Source organism: Streptomyces sp. NPDC101393, assembly GCF_044767385.1.
Lineage (GTDB): Bacteria > Actinomycetota > Actinomycetes > Streptomycetales > Streptomycetaceae > Streptomyces.
In genome coordinates this window covers 72,734-95,560 of the sequence record NZ_JBIWNU010000010.1, presented here as the reverse complement: position 1 = coordinate 95,560, position 22,827 = coordinate 72,734, and the positions used below count along the sequence as shown (strand labels likewise).

Annotated in this window: 25 protein-coding genes; 14 read left to right on the top strand and 11 right to left on the bottom strand. The window is 68.1% G+C overall.

Translation table 11 applies throughout. The features are described 5' to 3' along the window. Positions 1-196: 196 nt before the first annotated feature. The 3 genes from ACIRQ7_RS29765 (at position 197) to ACIRQ7_RS29755 (ending at position 1,827) form a co-directional block, all read left to right on the top strand. Positions 197-565, top strand: coding sequence for a hypothetical protein (locus tag ACIRQ7_RS29765; protein WP_404265721.1), 369 nt, complete (start codon positions 197-199; stop codon positions 563-565). Between the two features lie 170 nt (positions 566-735). Next, positions 736-1,077, top strand: coding sequence for a hypothetical protein (locus ACIRQ7_RS29760; RefSeq protein ID WP_404265720.1), 342 nt, complete (start codon positions 736-738; stop codon positions 1,075-1,077). Between the two features lie 594 nt (positions 1,078-1,671). Next, positions 1,672-1,827: a hypothetical protein gene (locus ACIRQ7_RS29755; protein WP_404265719.1), complete on the top strand. Its 156-nt coding sequence runs from the start codon at positions 1,672-1,674 to the stop codon at positions 1,825-1,827. Positions 1,828-2,125: 298 nt separating this feature from the next. Here ACIRQ7_RS29755 and ACIRQ7_RS29750 read toward each other — a convergent pair whose 3' ends face one another. Next, the gene (locus ACIRQ7_RS29750; protein WP_404265718.1) at positions 2,126-3,622 is read right to left on the bottom strand and encodes an MFS transporter; all 1,497 of its coding nucleotides are present in this window, start codon (positions 3,620-3,622) and stop codon (positions 2,126-2,128) included. A 102-nt stretch (positions 3,623-3,724) separates the two neighbouring features. Between ACIRQ7_RS29750 and ACIRQ7_RS29745 the strand changes: the two genes are divergently transcribed. Beyond that, positions 3,725-4,252: a MarR family winged helix-turn-helix transcriptional regulator gene (locus ACIRQ7_RS29745; protein WP_404265717.1), complete on the top strand. Its 528-nt coding sequence runs from the start codon at positions 3,725-3,727 to the stop codon at positions 4,250-4,252. Positions 4,253-4,517: 265 nt separating this feature from the next. Here the strand turns inward: ACIRQ7_RS29745 and ACIRQ7_RS29740 are convergent, their stop codons facing one another. From ACIRQ7_RS29740 to map, 3 genes are all read right to left on the bottom strand, one after another. Continuing rightward, complete coding sequence (locus ACIRQ7_RS29740; protein WP_404265716.1) at positions 4,518-4,826, bottom strand: hypothetical protein; 309 nt, start codon at positions 4,824-4,826, stop codon at positions 4,518-4,520. A gap of 295 nt (positions 4,827-5,121) precedes the next feature. Next, entirely contained in the window at positions 5,122-5,475 is a 354-nt protein-coding gene (locus ACIRQ7_RS29735; protein ID WP_404265715.1) for a DUF4333 domain-containing protein, read from the bottom strand. 411 nt (positions 5,476-5,886) lie between these two features. Then, a complete protein-coding gene (gene map, locus ACIRQ7_RS29730) occupies positions 5,887-6,669 on the bottom strand; it encodes a type I methionyl aminopeptidase (RefSeq protein WP_404265714.1) in 783 nt (260 codons plus the stop codon). A gap of 66 nt (positions 6,670-6,735) precedes the next feature. On the opposite strand from map, the gene ACIRQ7_RS29725 reads away from it, so the two are divergent. Beyond that, a complete protein-coding gene (locus ACIRQ7_RS29725; RefSeq protein ID WP_404265713.1) occupies positions 6,736-7,038 on the top strand; it encodes a helix-turn-helix domain-containing protein in 303 nt (100 codons plus the stop codon). A gap of 376 nt (positions 7,039-7,414) precedes the next feature. Here the strand turns inward: ACIRQ7_RS29725 and ACIRQ7_RS29720 are convergent, their stop codons facing one another. From ACIRQ7_RS29720 to ACIRQ7_RS29710, 3 genes are read right to left on the bottom strand one after another with little or no spacing between them, the layout of a single operon-like run. Beyond that, entirely contained in the window at positions 7,415-8,077 is a 663-nt protein-coding gene (locus tag ACIRQ7_RS29720) for a hypothetical protein (RefSeq protein WP_404265712.1), read from the bottom strand. Beyond that, positions 8,077-8,619, bottom strand: coding sequence for an RNA polymerase sigma factor (locus ACIRQ7_RS29715; protein WP_404265711.1), 543 nt, complete (start codon positions 8,617-8,619; stop codon positions 8,077-8,079). Before ACIRQ7_RS29715 ends, ACIRQ7_RS29720 begins: the two co-directional genes overlap by 1 nt. Then, on the bottom strand, positions 8,616-8,873 hold the full coding sequence (locus ACIRQ7_RS29710) for a hypothetical protein (protein WP_404265710.1): 258 nt from the start codon (positions 8,871-8,873) through the stop codon (positions 8,616-8,618). The genes ACIRQ7_RS29715 and ACIRQ7_RS29710 overlap by 4 nt, the downstream gene beginning before the upstream one ends. A 602-nt stretch (positions 8,874-9,475) precedes the next feature. Here ACIRQ7_RS29710 and ACIRQ7_RS29705 point away from each other — a divergent pair. From ACIRQ7_RS29705 to ACIRQ7_RS29685, 5 genes are all read left to right on the top strand, one after another. Continuing rightward, positions 9,476-10,294, top strand: a complete 819-nt coding sequence (locus ACIRQ7_RS29705) for an alpha/beta fold hydrolase (RefSeq protein ID WP_404265709.1) — start codon at positions 9,476-9,478, stop codon at positions 10,292-10,294. Positions 10,295-10,683: 389 nt separating this feature from the next. Then, on the top strand, positions 10,684-11,481 hold the full coding sequence (locus tag ACIRQ7_RS29700) for a hypothetical protein (RefSeq protein ID WP_404265708.1): 798 nt from the start codon (positions 10,684-10,686) through the stop codon (positions 11,479-11,481). After that, entirely contained in the window at positions 11,474-11,851 is a 378-nt protein-coding gene (locus tag ACIRQ7_RS29695; RefSeq protein ID WP_404265707.1) for a GntR family transcriptional regulator, read from the top strand. Before ACIRQ7_RS29700 ends, ACIRQ7_RS29695 begins: the two co-directional genes overlap by 8 nt. A 54-nt stretch (positions 11,852-11,905) precedes the next feature. Next, positions 11,906-12,256: a substrate-binding domain-containing protein gene (locus ACIRQ7_RS29690; protein ID WP_404265862.1), complete on the top strand. Its 351-nt coding sequence runs from the start codon at positions 11,906-11,908 to the stop codon at positions 12,254-12,256. A gap of 273 nt (positions 12,257-12,529) precedes the next feature. After that, entirely contained in the window at positions 12,530-13,357 is an 828-nt protein-coding gene (locus ACIRQ7_RS29685) for an EamA family transporter (RefSeq protein WP_404265706.1), read from the top strand. A 204-nt stretch (positions 13,358-13,561) separates the two neighbouring features. Here ACIRQ7_RS29685 and ACIRQ7_RS29680 read toward each other — a convergent pair whose 3' ends face one another. Then, on the bottom strand, positions 13,562-14,866 hold the full coding sequence (locus ACIRQ7_RS29680) for an alpha/beta fold hydrolase (RefSeq protein ID WP_404265705.1): 1,305 nt from the start codon (positions 14,864-14,866) through the stop codon (positions 13,562-13,564). 97 nt (positions 14,867-14,963) lie between these two features. Between ACIRQ7_RS29680 and ACIRQ7_RS29675 the strand changes: the two genes are divergently transcribed. From ACIRQ7_RS29675 to ACIRQ7_RS29665, 3 genes are all read left to right on the top strand, one after another. After that, positions 14,964-15,581, top strand: a complete 618-nt coding sequence (locus tag ACIRQ7_RS29675) for a TetR/AcrR family transcriptional regulator (protein WP_404265704.1) — start codon at positions 14,964-14,966, stop codon at positions 15,579-15,581. A 624-nt stretch (positions 15,582-16,205) separates the two neighbouring features. Further along, positions 16,206-16,766, top strand: a complete 561-nt coding sequence (locus ACIRQ7_RS29670; protein WP_404265703.1) for a cysteine hydrolase family protein — start codon at positions 16,206-16,208, stop codon at positions 16,764-16,766. A 446-nt stretch (positions 16,767-17,212) separates the two neighbouring features. Continuing rightward, positions 17,213-17,584, top strand: a complete 372-nt coding sequence (locus ACIRQ7_RS29665) for an iron chaperone (protein ID WP_404265702.1) — start codon at positions 17,213-17,215, stop codon at positions 17,582-17,584. Between the two features lie 502 nt (positions 17,585-18,086). On the opposite strand, the gene ACIRQ7_RS29660 is transcribed toward ACIRQ7_RS29665, so the two are convergent. Further along, positions 18,087-19,343 carry a nitrate/nitrite transporter gene (locus ACIRQ7_RS29660; RefSeq protein WP_404265701.1) on the bottom strand — a complete coding sequence of 419 codons (1,257 nt, stop codon included), beginning with the start codon at positions 19,341-19,343 and terminating at the stop codon, positions 18,087-18,089. An 825-nt stretch (positions 19,344-20,168) separates the two neighbouring features. Between ACIRQ7_RS29660 and ACIRQ7_RS29655 the strand changes: the two genes are divergently transcribed. Continuing rightward, complete coding sequence (locus ACIRQ7_RS29655; protein WP_404265700.1) at positions 20,169-20,783, top strand: DinB family protein; 615 nt, start codon at positions 20,169-20,171, stop codon at positions 20,781-20,783. Between the two features lie 321 nt (positions 20,784-21,104). Here the strand turns inward: ACIRQ7_RS29655 and ACIRQ7_RS29650 are convergent, their stop codons facing one another. After that, positions 21,105-22,079 carry a ribosome-inactivating family protein gene (locus ACIRQ7_RS29650; RefSeq protein ID WP_404265699.1) on the bottom strand — a complete coding sequence of 325 codons (975 nt, stop codon included), beginning with the start codon at positions 22,077-22,079 and terminating at the stop codon, positions 21,105-21,107. A gap of 19 nt (positions 22,080-22,098) precedes the next feature. Further along, a complete protein-coding gene (locus ACIRQ7_RS29645; RefSeq protein ID WP_404265698.1) occupies positions 22,099-22,596 on the bottom strand; it encodes a hypothetical protein in 498 nt (165 codons plus the stop codon). Between the last annotated feature and the right edge of the window lie 231 nt (positions 22,597-22,827).

Here is a 22,827-nt window from a genome sequence, read left to right as displayed (position 1 = left end):
CCTGCTCGGCGAATGCGGATAAGGACCGGAGCCGGGAAGGATTCCAGCCCGGGATCCTCTCCAGGGCGTCCCGCCTTTCCTGACCTTTGAGCAGGAATTACTCAGCTCCGGCTGGACGACATCGGCGAAGATTCCGTAAAGCGGCTGACATTGCACGTGAGGTGCTCTGCGGACGCTTCAAGAACAGAAGGTCTCCATGTCTCTCAAGAAACGCGCCGTTGCCGCATTGGTCACCACGGCCGCCTTGTCCGTAACACTCGGAACCGCCACTACGGCGGCGGCCGCGCCGGGATACCAGCACATGGATACGTGCACTGGCGAATACCAGCTCGTGAGCGTCTTCCACAACGCCCTCTGGCACTACAAGATCGAGTATTCAATTCGCGGCGGCGCCAATGACCATGCCGAATGGTACGAAAATTCGCTGGCCATTCCGTTCCATGATTCCGGTGAATTCAACACCTGGGGCGACGTACTCATCCTCCCTACTCCTTCCGCATGGGTCTACATAAAATGTGCGAAGGGTGCCGAAATCTACTCCCGGGACTCCGTCAATCACGTCTGACCAGTGTCCGTGATTGACCTCTGATCCGTCCGGAGCGCGACCGGTTGTTTTTCGCGTTCGCTCTTCCTGCCGCATGAATCACAGCGACCACTCCCGGCCAAGGCCCCGGACGGACTTCGCGACATCGCATGACCAACGGCATCGGCACCGCACATCGAAAAGGAACACCCATGAGGAAGCGCACTCGCATCAGAGCCCTGCTCACCACCGCAGTGGTGGGGACCGGCATCCTGCTGGGCACAGCCGCACCTGCCCAGGCCGCCGACACGGAGGGAAAGTGCACCGGCGGCTGGGCCTACGCCGGCGACTACCACAATCTCGCGTGGGCGTACTTCGCCACCGCATCGTCGTCCGACGACAATGCCGAATGGTCCTACATCTCCTTGGCTGCTCCCTTCTACCAGCAGGGAAAATTGGTAGGAGCAACGCACATCATTTTCCCGCCCACCCCGGCCGCCACGCTGTCGGTGAAGTGCGCGGCAGGCGAGACATTCTTCGTTCAGAATCTCTGAACTTTTGGATGTGGACGCCGTACTGAGCACCGGCTGAAACGAGCAAGCGCGCCCGGCCGGGCCGAGGGGGGCGGTCCTTCTGCTGAGGACCGCCCCCCTCGGGGGCAGGGAGAGCCCGGGCCCTCCCTGCGTGCGCCGGGGGACCCGTCAGGCGCACGCAGGGCGCGGCGCCGCAAGCAACCAAGACCCACCGGTCTGACGTAGAAATCTCGGCCCTTGCCTTGCCGCCCTCACCACCACAATGCCCGCACACGCCGCCGAGCCCCTAAGCCTCCACGACGCCATCGAAGCCCTTCCCCCGAGCCGCAGAAGTACGAGGGCTACGAGCGCACCCAACCGTCGGAGCCGTCCGCAGGCGCCACGCCCACACCGACCAGCTCGGCGCCGAGCTGGTCGAGTACCTCACCCGGCACTTCGGATCTGGCTGGACAAGCTGGAGAACAGCGTGGAAGAAACAACTCAAGAGGGCCCGAAAAAATCGCGGGGTGAGACAGTCGCAGACAACATCGGAGCGTCCCCGCCCTCTTCAACTTCCTTGCGTTCCTCGGCTTCTTCCTCGCCGAAACGCAAGAAGGCGAACACGGGGAGTGGTACATGTACTCCGCCGGCTGGGTACCGCCCCTCGCCATGCTCACCAAGGCGGCCATCACGCGGAAGAAGCCCGAAATGGGCACCCTCGTAGGGGTCGCACTCCTCGTCATATCCGGCCTTCTGTTCTCGTTCACCCACCGGGATTCATTCCCGTTCTGAAGGCACTGGGTCAGCAGCGAGCCCCGCCGGACCTGGCCATCGACGCAGACGAACGCACCGCGCTTCAGGAGCTGGCCACCAACTGCGCCGAACGGCGGCGGAGTTCGAGCTGGTACAGCTTCGCTGCTGTCTGCGATGACAGTCAGGTAGGCGTAGCCGCTGTACGTCTTGATGCCCTTTCAGCAGGGTCTCGGCGGCTGGCACTTGCCGCCCCATGACGTTCCGCTTGCCGACTCAGTGGCGATGCTTGCGCCGGCGGCAGCCCTTTGAGGAGAACCGGGTTGTGATGAGAACCGGTTCACGCGGCGGCGTGCTGTGTGTGGGTCGGAGCCTCGGCGGTGGTGCCGTGCTGCTCGCCATCGGGGCGTCCCTGCTTGGGCAGCAGGAAGGTGATGGCCAGGAACGTCATCAGCAGACACGCCTGGACGATCAGCGCACGGTGGAAGCCGCCCGTGAAGTCACCGGTCTTGGCCTGCGCGAAGAACACCGAGCCGAAGATCGCCACGCCGACGGAGCCGCCGACCGCCTGCACGGCCGACAGGACGCCGGATGCGGAACCGATCTCGTCGTCGTCGACCGCGGCGAGGATGAAGCTGAACAGAGCGGCGATCACCATGCCCGCTCCGACACCCGCCAGCGCCGCCCCGGGAACGATGTCCCCCATCGAGAACGAGCGGGCGTCCAGCTCGAACCACAGCACAGTCGCACCGACCAGCTGGACCAGCGGGCCGATCTGCAGCACCTTGCGGCCGATCTTGTCGGCGAGGAACGCGCCGCTCACGGCTCCGCCGATCGCCGTGCCCACTGCGAGCGGCAGGTTGCCCAGGCCCGCCTCTCCGGCGGTGAAGTGCTGTCCGATCTGCAGGAACAGGGTCAGCACGAGCTGTGTGCCGATCAGTCCGCCGAAGAACAGGGCGATGCCGCCGAGACCGACGGTGAAGGCGGGCTTGCGCAACAGGCCAAGGGCGACCAGCGGTTCACGGCCCGCCGCGGCCGTACGGCGCTGCTGTACGGCGAACAGGGCGAACCCGATCGCGGACGTGGCCATGCACAGCCACGTCCACAGCGGCCAGCCGTCCTCCTGCCCCTGGTTCAGAGGGAGCACCAGCAGGGCGCACGAGGCCACGACCAGGCCCGCACCGACCACGTCGACCCGCACGGTCCGGTCGCCCTGCTTCCTGGGCACGAACTTCGCGGCGACGATCAGGGCCGCGATCCCGATGGGCAGGTTGACCAGGAACACCGACCGCCAGCCCAGACCGAAGAAGTCACCCTCGATGAGGAAGCCGCCCAGAACCGGGCCGATGATGCCGCCCAGGCCGAGGACTGGGCCGAAAATCGCGAAGACCTTGGTGAGTTCGGGCCCGGAGAAGTTTTCCCGCAGCAGGCCAAGGCCCTGGGGCAGGAGCATCGCCCCGGCGGTGCCCTGCAGCAGCCTGAAGGCGATCAGTGACCCGATGCTCGGCGCGGACGCACACAGCAGCGAGGCGGCGGTGAAGGCGGTCAGGCCGAGCAAGAACATGCGGCGGCGCCCATAGCGGTCGCCGAGCCGACCGCCGAGCACGAGCCCGGCCCCCAAGGTGAGGGCGTAACCGCCGATCACCCACTGCAGGCCAACAGAACCGGCACCGAGAGATTTTTCCAGGTCCGGCCCGGCGACGTTGACGATCGAGGCGTCCAGGAGATCCATGATCTCCGCGACGATCATCGCCACCAGGATCAGCCATCGCCATCGATAGGGCTCAGTGGACTCGACGGTGGTGGGGGACGGGTCACGCACGTTCGATACCTCCATGGTGAAGTAATTCCATCATGAAGGTAAAGTGATGGCGATAGGTTGTCAACGCGGGCTGCCGACGTGGACCGCGCGGCAGGAGTGAAAGGTGGGCAAGCCTCCATGGAGGAAGCGATGCGCGACGGCGTTGCGGCGCAGCGTGAACGGCTGATGGAAGGACTGAGGATCTACGGCGGCCACTACGCCGAGCTCAGCCGACGCTTCGCCGCCTGGCTGGGACTGCACTCCACCGACGCGACGGCGGTACTGGAGATCGCCGCCGCCGAAGAGCGAGGCATGCCCCTGTCACCGGCGCGGCTGAGCGAGCGCATCTCCCTGTCCACGGGCGCCACCACCGCGCTCCTGAACCGTCTCGAAGCGGCAGGGCACATCACCCGCACCCGCGAACACTCCGACCGACGCATCATCACCCTGCGCAGCGGCACACACATCCAAGAACGCGCGGACGAGTTCTTCGGCCCGCTCGCCCACCGCCTCGACACCGCGATGTCGCACTATCCGCAGGACCTCCTGGAGCAGTTCGAGTCGTTCATGACCGACCTGAACTCCACGATGGACGCCCACCTCACCGAGCGGCGGACCACGACAACGCCCCACTCCCCCGGCACCCTTGGTGACCAGCCGCGCTAGCCGGCGTGGTCGTGCGGCGGGGCTTTGGTAGGCCGCGCCTCGGCTCCCGATGGAGCCTCATCGCCAACTGACCGCCGCAGCCGCCGAGCAGGGTAGACGTCGCGACCGGGCTCGAGAGACCGGGGCCGTCGCAGCGACGGGAGGTGGCCCGGCGGCGAAGAAGAGGGGCCGGCAAGGTCCTCTTCTGCCCCCAGCCGAGGCGGAGGAGGAAATCCGCAAGCGCATCGCCCTCCTCCAACCTGGCCCGAGCCGTGCGGGATATCCGTCAGTGGCAGAGGAGGACGATGAGGCCGCTGCAGTCGTCGTCATCGTCGTAGCCGTGGCCCCAGTCGTCGCCGTGGCCGTGGCCCCAGCCACCGCCGTGGTCCCAGCCGCCACCATGGTCGCCGATGGGGCTCGACTTGGCGGCGTTCGTGGCGGCGTGACGGGCGGGCGCCGCAGCCGCGGCGGACGTGACCGTCGCCGCCCCTGTGGCAAGAGCGATGCTCAGGGCAGCGCTGACCGCGAATATTCGCGAGGCCGTCTTCTTGGAGCGAACAGTTTCCTTCAGGCGATTCACCTGTGCAGTGTCCATGCCCGCACCCTGCCACGCCGATACAGCCGACTTCCCCCCGAGCGCAGCTGATCGGGTGAGCCACGCGGAACCCAACGATTCGGGCTTTCGGAAAGCCCACTTCGGTTCCCTTCGCAGCCTTGAGCTTGTTCTTTGTCTACCACCACTTTTCCGGCTTGCCGATGGCCTTGGGAGTTCGGGGCGTGTGACGGTCTTGCCCCTGGCCTGGGGCTATAGGCGGTCCCCTGCTGTCGCCGGCCGGGGCGGGACCGCAGCCCCGATGCCACGGCTGCGGTCCCGCCCCCTCTGCCGTTCCTCAGCCCAGCGACAGGTCGCCCTGATCGTCGTTGATCTTCACCTTGACCCAGGCACGGCCACTGCTGCTGCCGTCGCCGACGCCGACGACTTTGCACTCGAACTCCCGGCCCGCCTCGACGGGGATGGAAGCGGGGCAGCTGACATCGTCGATGGTCGGGGGCTTGGCGAAGTCGTCGGCGGATTCGACGTTGTTGAGCACGGCCCGCGCCAGCGCGTCCTGATCCAGGACGCGCTGCGGCTGCACGGCGGGACTCCCGGCCAGCAGCATGATGGTGAGAGTGAGCGCACAACAGGCGATCACGGTCAGGGAGAGCGCGATGACGGTACGGGCGAAGCTGCGTTGGTCGGTCACGCGGACAGTCATATCCGGTTGTCCGTGCCCATACAATCCCCCTGTGGTGACGTGAAGTTGCCTCTCGGACTCTGCGGAGCGCTCCCGCACGACTGCCTGCGCGGCCGGAGGGGAGCTGGTGCGCCCCTGCAGGGCGAGGAGTTGGGCGGCCCCGGTTCTGGTCAGTTGTCTTCCGGCATCCAATGACGTCTCGAACTGGGCCGCTCACCCGAAGGTTCGCCGGAGGTGGGGGCGACCTTCGGGCGACCTTCGATGTACGGCGGCCGGATGGGAGACGGCGTCGCAGTTCATTCCAGGCCGGCCGCACACCTGCGTGGCCGTGCTGGAGCCGGGTGCCACGTCCTGGACCGCGATCCGCTTCGATGCTGCACACGCCCACCGCAATGAGAAGAGGAGCGCGGGGTTTCAGCCTTACGGCTGCGACGGCTTCGGCAACGTGAGGATTTCGGCTCCGTCCTCGGTGATGGCGATCGTGTGCTCGCTGTGTGCCGTACGGCAGCCCGTCGTGCTTCGGAGCGTCCACCCGTCGGCGTCGGTGACGAGTGTGGCGGTGTCCGCCATGACCCACGGCTCCAGCGCCAGCAGCAGCCCGGGGCGCAGTTTGTATCCACGGCCAGGCCGTCCGGTGTTCGCAACGTGCGGGTCCTGGTGCATCGTTGACCCGATGCCATGCCCTCCGAATTCGGTGTTGATCTCGTATCCGGCCTGGCTGAGGACTGTGCCGATGGCGTGGGAGATGTCGCCGATACGAGCTCCGGGTTTGGCGGCGGCGATCCCTGCAGCCAGTGCGCGTTCGGTTGCCTTGATCATCGCGATGCTCTCCGAGGGCTGCGCATTGCCCACGACGAAGCTGATGGCGGCGTCCGCAGCGACTCCGCCCTTGGAGACGGCCAGGTCCAGTGTGAGCAGATCGCCGTCGGCGAGCGTGTAGTCGTAGGGCCGGCCGTGGAGCACGGCGTCGTTGACGGCCGTGCAGATGTAGTGGCCGAACGGGCCTCGCCCGAATGATGGTGCGTAGTCGACGTAGCAGGACAGCGCTCCCGCCTCCACGATCATGGTCTTGGCCCACTGATCGATGTCCAGGAGATTCGTGCCGACCGTGCTCCGGCCCTTCAGCGTCTGCAGGATCTCTGCGACCAGGGCGCCTGTGTCTTTTGCCCGGGCCAGCAGGGTGGGGTTCAGGATCTCGATCATGTGCCACTTTCCTCGTGGAGCCAATAACTATACCGGTCGAACTATACCGGTACTAGAATCGGCGGCATGGTCAGACTGCCGCTCACTCCCGCAGAGGTCGCACGCGGCCAGCGTCTCGGTGCCCTCCTGCGTCGGGCCCGGGGGGAACGCTCGATGCTTGAGATTGCGCTCGACGCACGTGTCTCACCGGAGACGCTCAGGAAGATCGAGTCGGGCCGCGTGGCCACCCCCGCCTTCCCGACCATCGCGGCGATCGCCGATGTCCTCGACCTCTCCCTCGACGCGGTGTGGGCCGAGATCAGCAGGTCCGACAGCGACGTGAGATCGGCGAACGCCGATCACTGCGCACGGGAGCGGCTGACCGCGTAGGCCTCCATCCCGCAGCTGCGTGGGGGGCTGGTCGGGGCGCGCCCGGCGACCGCCGGCCGCCGAAATCCCACGCGGCCACCTCTCCGACTGCGTATCCACCAAGCTCCGCTGGAGGCTCACCAGCGACAGCACCGAATGCACCACCCTCCACGAGCCCGCCACCACCTGCACCGGCACCGGCACCGGCACCGGCACCGATGCTGGCACCACCGTGGACTATGAACCGGGTATCACCACCTCCGCTCGCCCGTGGCCAGCGGCCTTACGGGCAGCCGAGGCATGGAGGTGCGCCGCAGGCACTGCCTGCGGCGCACCATGCGCTGTGCTCAATGTGCGCCCGCGTGGCCCAGCTGAGGCCGCGCTTGGCCGTGCGGGCTCAGGGGGTGACGAGTTCGCGGGGCAGTGCGCTCTGCTGGAGGAAGGCTTGCAGGCTCGTGTCCCAGCAGCGGGCGAAGCCGTGCGCGATGTCCGTTGCCCCGCGCACGGGCTGCGGTAGGTGGATGTCAGGGGTGAAGCCCATCATCCGCGCGATGGCGCGCCAGGCCCGCGCGTCGGTTCTGTGTCCGACCGCGGCGTGATGGACGGCCAGGAGGTGGGCTGCGAGTTCGTCGTCGGCACCGGCGGCGAAGCGCCACCAGTACAGGGCGCTGTCCCATTTGTTGAGGGTGTAGAGCAGGCAGGCGAAGGTGCGGGCTCCGGCCGCGTCGTAGTCGGCGGCGAAGTCGCCCAGGGTGTCGATGTCGTCGGAGCGCAGGACGATGTTGCACAGTCTTCGTGCCTCCGCCAGGACGACGGCCGGGTCGATGGCCGGTTCGAGGATGGGTGTGGGGCGCCTTCTGCGCCGGCGGCCGTGGTGGAGGGCGGGGCGTACGGGGGCGGGGCGGATGCCGTTGACGGCCCCGCGGGTGACGCGGTCGGGCTCCCGCCCGGTGCCATCGGCGATGCGGGCGGCCAGGCGCTCGGTGAAGGCCACCGGGTCGTGATCGGCGAAGTCCGCACTGAGGGCCTTGGCCTGGCGTTGGAGCAGGTCTTCGAGCATCACTCTTCCCCACTGGTTCCGCAGGAACCGGTCGTCATGATCGATTTGAGGCGCTGGAGTCCGATGCTCGTGCTGGATTTGACCGCGCCGGGAGTGGTGCCGAGCCGCTCGGCGATCTGGTCGTAGGACAGCCCCGCAAGGTGGCGCAGACGCACCGAATTGGCCTGCAGGGGCGCGGCGGATTCCAGCTTCTCCAGGGCAAGGTCGAGGCATTCGTGGCTGCGCAATTCCTGCAGATAGGCGGTGTCGGGCGGTTCGGCGTAGGGCTGGACGCGACTGTTGCGGACCTCGCGGCGGTAGAAGTCGACGATGACGCCGTTGAGGATCGCGTAGGTCATGGCCTCGGGATTGACGTGGGCCAGGATGCGTTCCCACTTGGCGTGCATGCGGTGGCCGGCCTCCAGGACGGCCTCTTCCGCATCCCGCCGGTCGCGCAGGCGGGATGCGGCCAGGGTGAGGAAGGCGCGCTGCTCGCGCTGGAAGAAGACCTCGAAGTCCAGCGGCAGGCCGATGGGGCGTGCCACGGGAGAGTGCTCGTTCATCGGGCCTCCCCGCAGCGGGGGCCCGACGGCGGCCGCTGCACCGGCGGCCGGGGGTTCGCCGCACACACCGCGTGCCCGGAGTGCTGTATCGGCGGCGTGGTGACGTCTTCATGGGCGTGGTGGTGCTCGGCGCAGGTGTGCGAGGCGGTGCGGGCCACGCGGCGGACAAGGGCGTCGAGTACTGCGGCGGTCAGCCGGTAGACGCCGACCAGGGCCAGCGCGGACCAGGGCCATGAGTGCCCCAAGTGCTCCACATGCCCTCCCTTCAGATGAGTACGATCCCCGCTTCGTTGCGGATGGGAAGGAACGTGCGTTCCTGCCCCTCTCACCGAAGAAGGCACCGTCAGGGTTAACCACCTCGCGCACATAATCGGCAGAAAGTGATCGATCACTTGCAGACAGTGGGCCTGACCTGCGGATACCGAAATCAAAAGTGATCAAGGCCACATTCATCGAAGGTTTAACGATCGGTAACTACCGTTCGAATACCGCTAGTTAGCGATCGCAACACATGCAACAAACCGTCAGCACCCCGCACCCGCACCTCACTCCGCCATCCCAGTCACCACAGGCAATCGCACTCATCACAGGCATCGCACTCATCGCAGTCACCACGCCCGAGAGTCCGCTGTGCGGTTGCCTGCCAACCGGTTCTCCATACCGGGTGCTTGACGCGCCGACCCAGCTCGGTATGGCACGGCCGGGTATCGCACGGCCCCGTCGGCGCGGCAAGCACCCGGGCGTTCCCCCGTGCCGTAGCCGAAGCCGTCGCCTCTCGCTCAACGGTGGCTGCCCACCCACCGGGTCACCCCGCGGCCCCGCACCCCGCACCCCGCACCCCGCCTACGGTGAGACCATGCCGCCCGGACCTGCCCCAGCTCAACGCGTACGTACTCACCTCACCGCCCCCGACGGCAGACGCCTCTCCTACCTCACCTTCGGGCCCGTCAAAGGCAGCCCCCTGCTCGCGCTGCACGGACACCTCGGTGAGGGCGCCGACTTCGCCGAGCTTGCAGATGCCCTAGGTCCCCACGGATGGCGGGTGATCGCCCCCGATCAGCGGGGGCACGGAGACTCCGACCGGGCGGAGCGCTACGACCGGGACGGATATCTCAGCGACCTCCGCCTCCTCCTCACCCACATCGGTCTTGACCAGCACGCCCTACCCGTCCTCGGCCACTCCCTCGGCGCCATCAACGGCTACCACCTGGCCGCGGGCCAACCCGGCGCCGTGAGCGCCCTGATCAACATCGACGGGCCCGCGTATCTACCCCCCGTCGCCCCCGCCCCGCTGTCCTTCCTCCTCGATGTGCCGTACACCGCCTCCACGCGCGAGGAACTCCTCGCCGCCTGCGGCCCCCTGGCACCCCTGCTGGAAGGCGGAATGCGGCCGCAGCGCGACGGCTGGCGACTCGGAAGCCACCCGAGGGACATGGTCGACTCCGACACCCGGGTGCTCGGCGACCACTGGCACCAGTGGCTGGGCACCGACTGCCCCGCACTGCTCCTGCACGGCACCGCCAGCACCGTGCTGCCCACCGCACAGGCCCACGAGATGGCCTCCCGGCGCCCCGGCACCACCCTGGTCGAGCTGGACGCCGACCACTGGGTTCATCTGCGGCGGCCTGAGGAATCAGCGGCCACGGTTCGCCGCTTCCTCGACACCTGGTCATGAACGTTCCGCCGCCCTCGCGCTGACCCGTTCACATTCAGCGGGCCGCCCGGCTTCCACGGCTTCCACGGCTTCCACGCGTACTCCGTCACCCGGTCAACGCCGAGCACACAGCTCTGCGCCATACGCTCGCCATGCGGGCCCGCGGCCGGCCCGGCTGACCTGGCTGCCGGCCTGGCCGCTGACCTATCGGTACCTCCACGAGCCGTCAGATGCCGCGCACGATGCACGGCATCACGCAAGCAGCGGGCCGGCAGTGCGCCGGAGGTAACTCCCTTGCGTCAGAGCCGTCTTCCCTTCCCCTCACCTTGTATCGAGCATTTGACACAAGATCTCGATCAAGGCATCTTGTACCCACTTCTTAATACAAGATGATCTGGGGGGATCTCCATATGCTCGACACCGCCCCGCTCCAGTCCCGGTTCCTCGACCACGCCGACTACTACGCCCGCTGGTCCGGCCTGGCCATCGGCACGGTGGCCGCACAGCAGTTGATCACCGTGCAGAGCGGCGACATCACGATGCCCCTCGTGCTCGCCATCACCGCTTTCGGCCTGTGCGCGGTGGGAGGTGTCCTGCTCGGCGACGCCCTGACCCTGCGTCCCCAGGAAGCGGTACGCACCGCGAGCATCACCCCCCGCCTGGTCAGAGACCAAGTGCCGCCCCGCATGGCGCCCCTGCTTCTTCTGCAGGCGGCGTCCCTCGGCACCCTGCTGGTGATCGGTGCGGTCACGGCCTCCTCCGACCCCGCCCAAATAGGCAGAGCGGGTCATGTCATCACCGTCGCCTGCGACGGGGCGCGCGCATCCCTCGGCCCGTGGCCCGGCCTGTACTACAGCGGCCCGATGTTCGCCGCCCTCGCGGTCGGAACGCCCGTCTGTGCCTGGGCCCTGCGCCGTATCGCCCACGGCCCGGGCGGCGAGCAGCAGCGCCGCGACCGCGCGTGGGCGATCACCGGAGCCTGGGGGCTGCTGGTGTCCAGTCAGATACTGCTCGTCGTACTGATGATCTTCGTCGCGCTCACGGAGAAGGAGAACTGCGCCGGTCCGTTGGGCGCCGCGACCATCGTGGCGATCTGCCCCCTGGGCCTGCTGAGCCTGTTCACCTTCGGATGGTCCCTGATCACGGTGGTGGCACCGCGGGCGGTCGACGACGAGGCAGCCGACGATGGCTCTTTCGACGATGAGTGACCCCGCCGTCCGCGTCGACACCACCAGCCAGGTACCGCCGTACGAGCAGATCCGCGCCCAGCTGGCCGCGCTGATCCGCACCGGCCGACTGGCCGAGGGCGAGCGCCTGCCGACCGTGCGCCAGCTCGCCGTCGATCTCGATCTGGCGCCGGGCACCGTGGCTCGCGCCTACCGCGCGCTGGAGGCCGCCGAGCTGATCCGTACCCGCCGTGGCGCGGGCACCCGGGTCGGCAGGATCCCGTCCGAGCCGTACGCGCACGATGCGGGCCAACTCACCACTCTGGCACGGGACTTCACTTCCGCCGCCCGTGCGCTCGGCGCCGACACCGAGGACATCCTGACCGCCGTCCGTGACGCCCTGGACACGTGACCCTGCCCCACCCCCTCCGACGCATTTCTCGCCACGGGTCCCGCTCCCCCGGCGCTGTTCGTCCACAACGACCTCGCGGCCCTCGCCGCGCAAGATCAGTGCCTGCGTTCCGGATTGCAGATTCCTGAGGACATCTGGCTCATCGGCGATGACAACACCTCACTCACGGAATGGGGCATGGATGAGCCGCAGTTCACCACGGAACCGATCGTCAGCGAGCTCGTCAACGACGCCCTCCGGCACGGCAGCGCGCCCATCCGCCTGCTACTGATGCCGATGCGCTCGACAGTGGCCGACGACCCTGGTCATCACACCGGAGTCCATCCGCAACGAGACGCCCGGTGGCGCCCGGTGAGGGGAGCTACGCCCCACAATCACACAGCGCTGCATGTCCGTTCGCTGTAGCTGTACGAGAACCGGGCCGTGCCGAAGAGGGCGAGGCGACCGGCACCGCAGGTGCGCCCGCTCCGGCGTCACCGCGCTCCGTCCCCCTGCTCCGATCCATACGCTCAGCGTATAGGTAGCCGCGTAGATGCATTTTGCGTATCGCGGCGAGGCTTCCATCGTGGAGCCATGGACCTCGACTCCCCTCCCTCTCCAGCCGTCGTACCGCAGGCTGCCGCGTCCGCTGGTTCTGCCGCCTCCCGGCAATCGGGGCGATGGGGCGGGGTGGCACTGATGCTGGCCAGCGGTCTGTCCAACCAGACGGGGGCCTCGATAGCGGCGCTCGCGTTCCCGGTCCTCGGCCCGGCCGGGGTGGTGGCGGTTCGCCAGTGGGTGGCCGCCCTCGTGCTGGGGGTCGTGGGCAGGCCGCGGCTGCGCCACTTCACCGCGGCGCAGTGGCGCTTGGTGTGGGGTCTGGCGCTGGTGTTCGCGGGGATGAATCTGTCCCTGTACGCGGCGATCGAACGGATCGGGCTCGGCCTGGCGGTCACACTGGAATTCCTCGGTCCGCTGACCGTGGCGCTGGCCGGCTCCCGCCGCCGTATCGACCTGATTGCCGCGGTGGCGGCTGCCGGCGCGGTGGTGGTCCTCACCCGCCCCACGCCGTCCACCGACTATGTGGGCATCGGCCTGGCTCTGCTGGCCGCGACGTGCTGGGGCTGCTACATCCTGCTCAACCGGACGGTCGGGGCCCGCCTGCCCGGCCTGGAAGGATCGGCCGCCGCGGCGGCCGTGTCCGGCGCCCTCTACCTGCCGGTCGGCGCGTGGGTGCTGTGGCGACACCCGCCCACGGCCGGGACGCTGGGCTGCGCGCTGGCGGCCGGGGTGCTCTCCTCCGCGGTGCCTTTCCTGGCCGATCTGCTGGCCCTGCGCCGGATACCTGCGCCCTTGTTCGGGGTGTTCATGAGCGTCAACCCGGTCTTCGCCGCCCTGGCCGGCCTCGCTGTTCTCGGCCAGCACCTCGACGCCCTCGACTGGCTCGCCATCGCGGTGATCGTCAGCGCGAACACCGCCGCCGTGACCACCGCACTCCGTCCCACCACCCAGCGGAGCACCACATGAAGGTAGCGACCCTCGCACTCCCCTCCCGTGTCAGCGCAGGTGCAGGCGAGTTCGCGCGGCGTGACGCGCTCATCGGTGTCGAGGATCAAGGGTCAAGGATCAGCGGAGCTTGGTGCTCGCCCAGTCTGTGAGGGAGGTACAGGTGACGTCCGGGCGGGCAAGCCGAGCGGGCCCTCTGCGCCGGTGGCGGACTGCAGGTCGTTGTCACTTGTGGTCACGAAGGAAGGTGGGGATCTCGCTGCGGGTCGGGTAGTTCGGCCGGGGTGCGGGCCTGTCCTCAAGAAACGCGGTGACGGTGGCGGCGGCTCGGTTGTTGTTGTCGTCGAGGCCGTTCCACATGTGGTGTCCGACGCCGGGCATGTACTGCGTGCGCTGGAGGGCAGGGTCCTTGGCCAGGATGGCGGTCGCCCATTGACGGACCTGGGAAGAGCACTCGGCGACCATCAGCATCGCGGGGGTCCGGGAGTGCCGCAGTCGCGGTGCGATGGAGGCAGAGTCCTTGATCGTCTCCTGGACGCGGAGGCTGGCGGCGGCGCTGAAGGAAAAGTTCTGTTCGGTGTCCTCGACGGGGATGCGGTGCGCGTCGCGCGCGCAGTAGCCGGATGCGGTGTCGCTGCCGAGATCGGCGGCGGTGAATGCGTTGTCGCCCTCTGCCTGTCCGATCAGCCCGGAGTCGGGGGCGAGGAGCCCGAGTTGCAGGAGGCCGAAGGCGACGGCGTACCGGGGGATGCGTGTCGACCGCGGTCCGGTCATGGTCGGCGCAAGGCCGCGCGCGGACTCCCGGCCCGTGTGCCCGGTGATGTGCGCGGTAGGGCCGTCCATCGGGCCGGGCTCGGCGATGACCGCCCGGTGCAAGCGCGCCGCGACGCGCGGGTCGGCCAGGGCTCGTGTGAGCACGACCCCGCCCGAGGAGAACCCGAGGATGTCGACCCTGCCCTTGCCCAGGCGATCGACGAAGGCGGCGAGATCGCGAACCGACCTGGAAATCGTGTACTGGTCCATGGGAAGCAGGTCGCTTCGTCCGCCGCCGGCCTGCTCGTAGGCGTAGACGTCGTAGCCCTGTCGGGCCAGGAGCTGCAGGAACCGATGGTCAAGCACCGAGATGCCGCGAACTGGCCCGCCGTTGAGGTACACGAACGGAACGGGGTGTCGGGCGCCGTCGTTCGCGGGCGGGTAGTGATACACCGCGACCCGGCTGCCTGTGGCCAGGCTCCAGTGCTGCGTCGCCACGAAAGGCAGGTCGGTCGGATACCGCCGTGCCGTGGGCACGGTCGGGAGACAAACCGACGCTGTCAACGCGGCCGCGACGACCACCGGCAGGAACGGCACGAACCGCGCCGGCCAGGTACGGCGCCGACCCCACCACAGTGCGGCGGCAGTCGCGATTCCCAGGGTTGCCCACCACGCGGCGAGCCCCGAGCCTGCCCCGTCCGTGAGAACGATGAGCGCCAGGAAGAGGACAACTGGCCCGGCTACGGCAGCCAGGGCCGGCACCAGGCGGCCGGCCAAGCGGGCCGGACGTATTGCGGACGTGGGCATGAGGGTCCCCCAGAGTTTCAAAACACTGTTTCAAAACGACGTTATCAGGGACGGTACGCTGTTCGTCGTGGGTAGGCCAAGAACGAACGACGAGACCGTCAAAGACCGGCTTGTGGCGTGCGCGATCGAGATGCTCGCCACCCGTCCACGGGAGTCGGTCACCGTCCGCGCCCTGGCCACTGCCGCAGGGACGTCAACGACGGCCGTGTACTCCTTGTTCGGCGGCAAGGACGGGCTGATCGGCGAGGTACGCAACAGAGCCGTGGCCGGCCTGTTCCAGGAAGTGTCGGCAGTGCCGACCTCCGAGGACCCCCTTGCCGACCTCTACGCACTGGCCGCCGCATACCGCCGATGGGGACGCGAACACAGCCACCTCTACACGGTGCTGTTCGGCGGCGTGCAATCCTTCGACCCGTCCGGCACAGTCGGCACCAGTGACCCCATCCGGCCGCTCCTCGCGGCGATCGACCGCGCCCTGACGCAGTCCGTCCTCGCCGGCGAAGCGACGCTCATCGCCCTCTCGATCTGGGTGACCCTGCACGGACTTGTGACTCTCGAACTCGCCGGAGCCCTCGACGCCGCCACGGCCGAGGCCACATTCCGCTCGACGATTCACGCGACGCTGCGCGGCTGGGCGACCCCAGAGGTGTTCCGCAACCTTCGACACGTCGAGCCCGCCGAATAGCAGTGACAGCGACCAACGTCGCGGTGCCGCCAAGGTCAGCCCAGGAGCCAACGGTTGCTCTTCAGGTGTAGCGCTTCCGTCGGGCGGCGAGGGCGCGCTCGGCGAAGTGACGGGCGACCGCGCCGGCGCCGGACCCAGGGCAGGCGCACTACCCGAGGGAGCGGACGGGCCCGACCCGGCGCCAACCGTTACTCACCACCCCAGTCGGGAGTGCTGGGGCGGCCGTAGCCGTCGAAGGTGGAAGAGACGTCAAAGGTGTAGGTGGCGGTCATGACGCTCTCCTCGGGTGTAGTGGAGTGAGTACCTGGATTCAGACGGGACGTCACGGCGAAACTCATCGCTGTTCCGGCCGCACCGCACAGCCAAAGGGTGTGCGGCTACCGCCTCACTCGGAGGCCTGGGCCGCACCTGCGCCCCTCCGCTCCCTGGCCCCGAACAGGCGCGGCTACCTTGGTTTTGTTCGGCCCGCCCCTCACCTACAGAAGGTATGGCCTCAACTCCGCCACTGTTGGGCCGTGTTACGAGCCGCCGCGATCACCCCTTGGTTGCCGCATTTGGAGGAGGGTGACACCTTCTTTTTCTTTGTCAGAATAGCGTCGGACTGACCTCGTTCCTGGAGACTGCATGAACACGGCCCTTCTCGTGATGGACGTTCAACAGGACATCGTCGACATCGCCGACGATGGCTCCGGATACCTGCCACGCCTGAGCAGGGCGATCGACGGGGCCCGTGCGGCAAACATCCCTGTGATCTACGTGGTCATCGCGCTACGCCCCGGCTTTCCGGAAGTCGGCACGCGCAACAGGGCTCTCACCGCCATCGCGCGTGCCGGCCTCTTCGTCGAGGGGCACCCAGGAACCGAGATCCACCCCGAGGTCGCGCCTCGGCCGGGCGACGTGGTGGTCTCCAAGAGACGGGCGAGCGCATTCTCGGGCAGCGATCTCGACGTGGTTTTGAGGGCGCGCGGCATCGACAGCCTCGTGCTCACCGGCATCGCCACCAGCGCTGTGGTGCTGTACACCCTGTGCCAGGCGAACGACCTGGACTTCGGCCTCACCGTCCTCTCCGACGCCTGCCTGGACACCGATCCGGAGATGCACCGGGTCCTCATCGAGCGACTGTTCCCCCAGTGGGCGGATGTCGTCACCGTCGACGACTGGCTCACTGCGATCGCACCGCGATAGCGGAGACCAGGTGGATAACACCTCACAAGCCATCAGGCGGCGCCGAGGGGAAGGCGCGGAAGGGAAGTGCGCGGGCGTACTTCGGCAGCAGGCCCGGGAGAGTCCCCGGCGCCAGGCGTACTTCGGCAGCGGGCCCGGGAGAGTCCCCGGCGCCATGCTGCTCCACGGTGAATCCCCGGACGAGCCTCAGAACCAGACGACGATGGTGCTGCTGGGCGCCCCACCGCCGACGGGAGTCAGGCAACACCCCTCGCCGCGCCGAAGGACGCACCAGCCAAGAGGCGGCCGCGGGCCAGTAGCCGCCGGACCTTCGCAAGGCCGACGGCCTGGGCCAGGAGGAAGAGGGTGGCGAGGAATACCAGCAGCAAGCTTCCCAAGTCAGCGAAGTTTGCGCTCCATGGCCTCCGCCTGCGGAAGCACAGCTAGGGCGGGGCCACACTGGCACCATGAGCAAACCACAGACCATCGACGAGTACATCCAGGGCTTCAGCGGACCGAGCCGAGAGCTGCTTGAGCAGTTGCGCACGCTGGCCCGTGAGGCCGTCCCCCAAGCGACCGAGGCGATCAAGTGGGGCAGCCCCGCATGGGTGCACTCATCCGGCACGATCCTGTTCATGGTCAGCGGGCACACTAAGCACGCGAACGTCGCCTTCACACCCAGCACCCGCGAGGCCTTTGACGCCGACCTCACCGACTTCTCCACCGGCAAGGGCACGGTCAAGCTTCCCTACGGCCAGCCCGTGCCAGGCGACCTCCTACGCCGGATGATTGCGTTCCGCGTGCGCGAGCACGAGAGGGACGGCGTGCTGTGGAGGTAACGACCCCGGCCGCCCTCTTCTCCTCCTCCTGACGTGTGCCGCCACCGCGGCAAGCGACCGTCCGGAGGGGCACCACACCCCTCACAGAAGACCAGCTCGCCCCGTCCTGGCTGATTGCCCGTCACCACACTTCCCTGCCCAGCACGGTGTGACCACGAGTGCGTCCACCCACTGCGGTATGACGTGGTGCTCCTGCTCGGGATGCCGTCCGGCGTCCGCGGCGTCGTCTTCGCCGACACTCACGGTTCCCTGCGCAACATCGTGCAGATCACTTCGAAGCCATGCCGTGCAGACCACCACCCGTCCCCGAGGGCAGGCCACCGCCGTCCTCGCACTCACTCGGCCCCCACGTATCACCGAAGAGGAGTGGCAGGCGGGCGGCGAGGACGGTGACACGACGAGGGCCCGGCGAGGACTCGGGTGACGGCTGGATCTCTCAGATGCCATGCCCTGCCTTCCCACAGGGAGACGCGGCGAGAACTACGAGGCGAACAGGGCCTGTTCACACGGCCCGAGCAGTCGGCAGGTCGCGATGGCTGGATGGCATGGGCCGCCCATTGCGCCCAGGCCGGTCGTCACGTACGCCAAGCAGGGCGAGCGCGCCGAGCAGCGGGCCTGCCGCGAGGACAGCGAAGGCCGTGTAGAAGGAGCCGGTGGCACCGAAGACCGGGCCGATCACCGCCGGGACGGCGACACTGCCGAGCTGCCACACCGCGTTGACCGCACCCGCCGCCGAGCCGGCAAGCCGGTCGCCGGACAGCACGGGGATCATGGCGGCGGTCAGCGGGCTGTAGGCGTAGGCGCCGATGCCGAGCACCGGTGCGACGACCACAAACGCCAAGTAGCTGTCCAGGGCGCCGAAGACCAGCAGGGTGAAGGTGAAGAACAGCAGGATGGCCAGGGTCGGCAGACGCATACCGAGACCGAGCCGGTCGGTGACCCATCCCATGAGTGGCTTCACTCCGACCGCCACCGCGGAGAAGATCACCACGACGATCCCTGCATCTACCGGAGAGATCCCGCTCCCCTTGATCATCAGGGTGTTGGACCAGGTGACGAATCCGTACGTGCCCCACAGGCCGCCGAATCCCGCGGCGCCGAGCAACAGCAGATCCCTGTTGCGTGCCAGCGGCCGGACATCGGGCAGTGCACGGTGCCAGGAGGGTTCGGCGCCCGCCTCACCGGTGGCCGGTCCATTGCGCAGCAGCGCCGCGCACACCACGGCCAGCATCATGGTCGCCGCACCGAAGACGTGGTACGAAGCACCCCAGCCGACCCGCTCGCTCAAGGTGGGGACGACCGCGTTGGCGACGACGGTGCCCAGCGACGTCGCCGTCATGAAGATTCCGCTGGCCCGGCCGATCTCCCGCGCAGGCATCCAGCTCGTGATCAGCTTCATGCCCGCCGAGAACTCCACCCCGGCGAACAGCCCGATCCCGCCCTGCACAACCAGCCCGACCGGGACGGAAGTAGCAGAACCGAAGGCCACCATCAACGCGCCCGAGGCCAGCAAGCTGATGCCCAGCACGACCCGGCTGCCGAACCAGTCCGTCAGGAACCCGCCCGCCGCATTGGAGACCACGTAGCCGATGTAGTAGCAGGTGGCGAACACACCGAGGGCGGCGAGCGGAACGCCCCAGGAGTCACTGATCGCGGGCGAGGCAGGACCCCAGGTCGAGCGGTCGATCGACGTCATGGTGAACCCGGCCCAACACAGGAGCAGCACGACCCAGCGGTAGTGGGGAGGCTGCGCGGGCACAACACCATCCGGGAGGGACGCGGCGGCCCGGGGTGTGGATCTCATCATCGAGGCTCCGATGTCATGGGGACGAAGAGGGGGAAGGGACCACCGGCCGGGGCCGGTCAAAGTCCGCGGATTGGACGATCGCGTCCTGGCGGGGAACTCCGCACGGATCGCGGCCAGGTGGCGCGGGAGTCCGCCTGCGTGCTGGGTGGCGGCCACCCCGGCCGCGTATCCAGTGTCCAAACCAGTGTCCAAGGCGGGTGTCCAAACCGGTGTCCAAAGCGGTGCCCGTGGCCCTGCCGGAGGCGTAGGCCTCCGCTTCGGCGCTGGTCGGACGGCCAACGGCCCACAGGTTATCGGTGTCGAGCGGGCAGACGGCACGGTAGGGCGCGTCGCACCGGCTGTCCCGTCTCACCCCATCGAGCCGTTTCTCGGAGTCGTCGACATCAATCCGTGCGGACGGGCGGATCGAGCCGACGGCCGCCGAAGCGTTCGAGGTGACGCGCCTGCTCTGCGCCCAAGCCGGGGGGAGGTTCGACCGGCTGGGATACCGGACGCGATGCTGCTTGCGCATGTTCGGCGGCTGTCGCGCTACCGGCTCCCACGGTGTCCGCACGGCCCGGAGGCGGACCGGCTCCGGGCATCCCCCGCCACGCAACCCCGGGGAACCGACGCTGAGACACGACAGAGCCTGGTCGCCCCCCACTTGCGCTACTACTGAGGTGGAGATGGTGCTGGCCCCAGGGCCGCCGTTGCTAGTACTCCGCGGTATGCGTCGAGCAGGCAGCAGGCGTGGAAGCAGGTTGAGCCCGCCGACGGCTCATGACAGGCTCATGGCCCGTGATCGATGATTTCGCGAAAGAGTACCTGCACAGCGATCTCCGAGAGATCCGCGAGGCGATGCTCTGGAAGCTCGACGGGCTCGGCGGGTACGACATCCGCCGCCCCCTGACCTCGACGGGCACCAACCTTCTCGGCCTGGTCAAGCACCTGTCGATTTTGGAGTCCAGATACTTCGGTGAGGTCTTCGACCGGCCGTTCCCTGAGCCTCTGCCCCGGTGGGACGACGCCGGGGAACGCGGTGCCGACATGTGGGCGACCGAGCACGAGACGCGCGGCGCGGTCGTCGACCGTTACCGTCGCGCCTGGGAGCACTCAGACGCGACGATCACCGCCCTCGCCATCGACTCTCCCGGCCACGTGCCCTGGTGGCCACGCCCCGACGTGAAGCTGTTCAACATCCTGGTCCATATGCTCACCGAGACAAGCCGGCACGCTGGACACGCCGACATCCTGCGCGAACAACTCGACGAGTCGACAGGCGCAACAGCCCGGTACGCGACGCCACATCGCGACGCGACCTTCTGGGAAGCCCAGTGCGCGAAGATCGAGCGAGCCGCCAAAGCAGCCGTCACCAAACCCGATCACGCCGGTTCCTACGACTCCACGCTTTGAAGGTCAGTAACTCCCCATCGGTCCAGGCCCCGATCTTCCCGACCTTGCAACCGTGACAGGCGTCGCCGCCGAGGACGCCAGGCGCCCGCGCCGAGGCACTGGCGCAGGCGCGGGCGCGGGCGCGGGCGCAGCAGTGCCAGTGGCCGCTGTGCCTCCTCCAGCACGCGGTGGAACAGGGCGGCAGCCGTCCCAGTGAGCGCCTTGGGGGGCCTGTGTGAAGGTCAGCCCTTCCTCGTGGACGTCAGCCCTTCCTCGTGGACGTCAGCCCTTCCTCGTGGACGTCAGCCCTTCCTCGTGGACGTCAGCCCTTCCTCGTGGATGTCAGCCCTTCCTCGTCGGTGGCTTGATCAGGTAGAGCCGACGGGCGAGATCCAGTGCGGTCAGCAGCACGTGGGCCCCATTCCAGTCGTATTCACGGCGCTGCTGCCACACTTCGCCATTGCCGCTCGGGTCGTTGGCGCGTGCCTGAAAGACGACCCGGGACCGCTGGTCCCAGTTCCTGATCTCGTCCGCGTGGTTGCCCACGACCCAGGCCGTCCTGCCACGGATCGCCTGAGCGATCTGCGCGGGAATCGCCTGGAACCGCGCCCCTTCGGCCAGGGCCACGGCCAGCGCCTGGACTCCGGCCTCCAACGTGTGGGTGCTCGTGTTCGGGTCGTGATGGAAGATGGCGAGCACCGCCTCCCGCAGGCGGCTCCGGCTGATAGTGGTGGCGGGGAGGCCTTGGTACGTGACGCCCCAGCCGAAGTGCTCCCTGCGGACGCCCGGGTACACGTTGCCCGGGACCATGTCCCTCGTGCGGCCGTTCACCTGCTCGGTGAAGGTGTAGAAGACCCGGCGGCTCGCGTCCCGGTTCTCCACATAGAAACCCAGCAGATAGCTGTCGGACCGGCGGAAGACTCCTCGGACCATGCCGCCCAGGATGAACTCGTCCTCGGTGAACCGTCCGATGTTGATCGACTGAAAGACGTCGGGGTCGGGGTTCTGGATCAGGTGGCCGGCACCGGGCCGTCGGACGCTCTGCTCCCCCAGCATCGCGCCGCGGACGTTCGCGACCGTACGGGTATAGAGGTCGGCGAAATCCTCGTCGTCCGTCACCGCCCTCGGCTGCGCCTGCGCCTGGAGCTGGGATGGGGCGCTCTGGCCCTGTCCGGGCCGGGCCGGTGCGCCGTAGGTGACCGCCTCTCCCGCGCCCAGGGTGCCCGCCAATACGGAAACCACCACCGCCGCGCTGACCAACCGCCGCCGCACCGACCCGCGTTCGTGCCCTTCGGCCCGTTCCACCCTTCGCTTCATCTGTGCTGCGTCTCCCATGTCAGGCCCAGAACTCGAACTCGGCCTGCAGGTGACCCTTGGTGACCCGGCCCCCGTCGCTGAAGTAGAGGGCCTTGTACTTCGCGCCCTTCGTCAGGTTGGCATCGATCAGGGTCGAGCCGTACGCGCCACAATTGGCATTGCCACAGGCCCAGTCCCACGTGACGCGCTTGCCGTTGCTGTCCTGGATCTCGATCCAGTCCCAGCCGTTGTACGGATCCCGCCCGGAGGGCGCCACCCACGTGACACTGACCCCCTTGACGTGGGACTGGTACCAATAGCCCCTGAACTGCGCCGGCGATACCTCACTGATCAGGTAGTCAGTGTTGATCTTGCCTGGCTGCGGGTCCGCGGGGCCATCGCTCCGGACCGTCGGCGGCTTCCAGTGCTCACGCACCGAGTCGGTCGCCGGAGCCGCCTGCACAGCGGCCTGCGTCGGCTCCTCCGAACCCTGCGACGCCGCGGACGCCGTACCCAGCGCCACCACGGACACAGTCACGAGCGCCCCGGCCATGACCGCCGTTCGCCACCGGGGGGCGTTCGCCCCGGCGTATAAGGAAGAGAGCCTGCCTTTGCCTTGGGTGCGGGACAACATGGGCACTTCACCTCGCTGTTGATCGGAGATCGTCTATGCGCCAGAAACGCTAGGGAGCCGCGATCAACGTTCCATTGACGATCGACCAACGCGAGCCTTCACGCATGCCAGGCATGAGGCCGAGATGCTTTGGCG

Coding starts and splice junctions, on each gene's coding strand:
- ACIRQ7_RS29765 (WP_404265721.1), top strand. CDS start 197: ATGTCTCTCAAGAAACGCGCCGTTGCCGCATTGGTCACCACGGCCGCC.
- ACIRQ7_RS29760 (WP_404265720.1), top strand. CDS start 736: ATGAGGAAGCGCACTCGCATCAGAGCCCTGCTCACCACCGCAGTGGTG.
- ACIRQ7_RS29755 (WP_404265719.1), top strand. CDS start 1,672: ATGTACTCCGCCGGCTGGGTACCGCCCCTCGCCATGCTCACCAAGGCG.
- ACIRQ7_RS29750 (WP_404265718.1), bottom strand. CDS start 3,622: ATGGAGGTATCGAACGTGCGTGACCCGTCCCCCACCACCGTCGAGTCC.
- ACIRQ7_RS29745 (WP_404265717.1), top strand. CDS start 3,725: ATGGAGGAAGCGATGCGCGACGGCGTTGCGGCGCAGCGTGAACGGCTG.
- ACIRQ7_RS29740 (WP_404265716.1), bottom strand. CDS start 4,826: ATGGACACTGCACAGGTGAATCGCCTGAAGGAAACTGTTCGCTCCAAG.
- map (WP_404265714.1), bottom strand. CDS start 6,669: ATGATCGAGATCCTGAACCCCACCCTGCTGGCCCGGGCAAAAGACACA.
- ACIRQ7_RS29725 (WP_404265713.1), top strand. CDS start 6,736: ATGGTCAGACTGCCGCTCACTCCCGCAGAGGTCGCACGCGGCCAGCGT.
- ACIRQ7_RS29720 (WP_404265712.1), bottom strand. CDS start 8,077: ATGCTCGAAGACCTGCTCCAACGCCAGGCCAAGGCCCTCAGTGCGGAC.
- ACIRQ7_RS29715 (WP_404265711.1), bottom strand. CDS start 8,619: ATGAACGAGCACTCTCCCGTGGCACGCCCCATCGGCCTGCCGCTGGAC.
- ACIRQ7_RS29705 (WP_404265709.1), top strand. CDS start 9,476: ATGCCGCCCGGACCTGCCCCAGCTCAACGCGTACGTACTCACCTCACC.
- ACIRQ7_RS29700 (WP_404265708.1), top strand. CDS start 10,684: ATGCTCGACACCGCCCCGCTCCAGTCCCGGTTCCTCGACCACGCCGAC.
- ACIRQ7_RS29695 (WP_404265707.1), top strand. CDS start 11,474: ATGAGTGACCCCGCCGTCCGCGTCGACACCACCAGCCAGGTACCGCCG.
- ACIRQ7_RS29685 (WP_404265706.1), top strand. CDS start 12,530: ATGCTGGCCAGCGGTCTGTCCAACCAGACGGGGGCCTCGATAGCGGCG.
- ACIRQ7_RS29670 (WP_404265703.1), top strand. CDS start 16,206: ATGAACACGGCCCTTCTCGTGATGGACGTTCAACAGGACATCGTCGAC.
- ACIRQ7_RS29665 (WP_404265702.1), top strand. CDS start 17,213: ATGAGCAAACCACAGACCATCGACGAGTACATCCAGGGCTTCAGCGGA.
- ACIRQ7_RS29650 (WP_404265699.1), bottom strand. CDS start 22,079: ATGAAGCGAAGGGTGGAACGGGCCGAAGGGCACGAACGCGGGTCGGTG.